Consider the following 1,371-nt stretch of genomic DNA (forward strand, 5'->3'; position numbering starts at 1 on the left):
CATCTGTGGACGCCCCTTCGGACGCAAGCGATTTTTTTGGCGGTAGGCACGATGTCGGATGCTGCCATCTGTCCGGCCTCCTGATGCAGCCATCGGCTGCGGGCCCGTATGGGAGTTCGCGGACTGGATCCACATCAGCTTTGCGCGCTTGGGTAGCGCTCTGCCATTCCCTGGTTCTTCCAGCCCCGTCTCGCCGACTGTTGTGCCATACCCTCCTTCGACCGACCTCGCGTCCCCGACAGCCTCTGACGTCGATCCCGGCTTACGCCGCGACCGCCGCCGGAGCTCGGTAACTTCCGCCCTTCGCCAAAAGGGCCCAGACAATGCGCGCCATCTTGTTGGCGAGCGCCACCGTCACCAGCATGCGCGGCTTGCGCGACAGCATTTGTTCCAGCCACGATCCCTTGGGAGCTCCGCGACGCGACGCCTGTTTGACGACGGCGCTGGCGCCGATAATCAGCAGGCGGCGCAGCGTTCGCTCGCCCATCTTCGACGTCGCGCCGAGCTTCTGTTTGCCTCCGGTCGATCGCTGCAACGGTGTCAGACCCAGCCAGGCGGCGAAGTCGCGACCCTTGGCAAAGGTCTCGGCAGCGGGAGCAAGCGCGGTCAACGCCGTCGCGGTGATCGGCCCGATGCCGGGGATGGTCATCAGCCGGCGCGCCGTCTCGTCCTCGCGGGCACGGCGAGCGATCTCCCGGTCAAGATACGCGATCCGCTCGTCCAGCTCGGCCAGGAGATCCAGCATGACACGGAACATCGCGACCGCCGCCGCCGGTAAGGACGCGGCCATCTCCTCCTCGAGCATATCGCCGAGCATCGAGACGTAGGACAATCCCTTCGGCGCCACCCAACCGTACTCGGTGAGGTGTCCCCGGATGGCGTTGACGAGCTGGGTTCGCTGGCGAACCAAGAGATCGCGGGTCCGGAACACGAGGGCGGACGCCTGTTGCTCCTCGCTCTTCACGGCCACGAAGCGCATGGTTGGGCGCTGCGCTGCCTCGCAGATCGCTTCGGCATCCACCGCATCGTTCTTCTGCCGCTTCACGAACGGCTTGACGTAGGCGGGTGGGATCAGCCGCACGTCATGGCCCAGCGCCATCAGTTCACGGCCCCAATGATGCGCACCGCCGCAGGCTTCCATAGCCACGGTGCAAGGCGGTTGCGCAGCGAAGAAGTCGAGCATCTTCGCCCGGCTCAGCCGCTTCGAGAAAATGCCTCGACCGCGTGAATCCGAACCATGCGCATGGAATACATTCTTCGCGATATCCAGACCGATCGTGGTAACCTCAGGCACGGACGCCTCCCTTCGAATGGTTGCAACACTCCATTCTGGCACAGCGATGCCGTCGGGGGGCGTCCACCCCATCAGCT

Annotated in this window: 1 protein-coding gene; it reads right to left on the reverse strand. The window is 64.8% G+C overall.

Going from position 1 to position 1,371, the window contains the following annotated elements; all coding sequences use genetic code 11:
• Positions 1 to 262 precede the first annotated feature (262 nt).
• The gene (locus NKG95_RS34130; RefSeq protein ID WP_353043871.1) at positions 263 to 1,294 is read right to left on the reverse strand and encodes an IS110 family RNA-guided transposase; all 1,032 of its coding nucleotides are present in this window, start codon (positions 1,292 to 1,294) and stop codon (positions 263 to 265) included.
• Positions 1,295 to 1,371 lie beyond the last annotated feature (77 nt).

It is taken from the genome of Mesorhizobium sp. M1423, assembly GCF_040317575.1.
Taxonomy (GTDB): domain Bacteria; phylum Pseudomonadota; class Alphaproteobacteria; order Rhizobiales; family Rhizobiaceae; genus Mesorhizobium.